This window comes from Ruegeria sp. R8_1 (assembly GCF_017743815.1).
In the GTDB taxonomy this organism is placed as follows: Bacteria; Pseudomonadota; Alphaproteobacteria; order Rhodobacterales; family Rhodobacteraceae; genus Ruegeria; species Ruegeria lacuscaerulensis_A.
This window is the reverse complement of record NZ_JAGHRL010000020.1, coordinates 577-1105: the sequence shown is the minus strand read 5'-3', so window position 1 is coordinate 1105 and position 529 is coordinate 577. Positions and strand designations below refer to the sequence as shown.

General features: G+C 47.3%; 1 protein-coding gene. It reads right to left on the bottom strand.

The window, feature by feature from the left end; all coding sequences use genetic code 11:
- Nucleotides 1-3: 3 nt before the first annotated feature.
- Nucleotides 4-529: RNA-guided endonuclease TnpB family protein (locus J7380_RS20245; protein WP_209198712.1), on the bottom strand; the 526-nt coding region annotated here is incomplete at its 5' end.

The window sequence follows — 529 nt, the reverse complement described above, 5'->3', positions numbered from 1 at the left end:
TACTCAAGCTCCACGGGCTAACACCGCTTGCCCAGCGGCTTTAATATTAACAGCAGCATTGGTATCTCTATCATGGACAGAGTTACATTCAGGACACTCCCAGATACGCACGGAAAGGTCGAGCCTTTCCAGTGTGTAGCCACAGCAGGAGCATCGCTTACTGGATGGATACCACTTGTCAATTTTGACAAGGGTTCTGCCATACCAGTCTGCCTTGTACTGAAGTTGTCTCACCAGTTCTGCCCATCCAGCATCGCTAATCGCTTTAGACAGTTTGGGATTCTTAACCATGTTCTTAACCTGAAGCGACTCGACACTGATTACTTGGTTTTCGTGGATCAGTTTTGTGGTCAGCTTGTGCTGAAAGTCTTTTCGGCTGTCAGCAATTTTGGCGTGAACTTTGGCAACCTTCAATTTTGCTTTTCTGAAATTAGCAGAGCCTTTTTGCTTCTTGCTCAGACGACGCTGGTATTTTGCCAGCCTTTCCTGGTTCTTGCAGGTATGTCCTGGATTGCCAGATTTCCAGCCG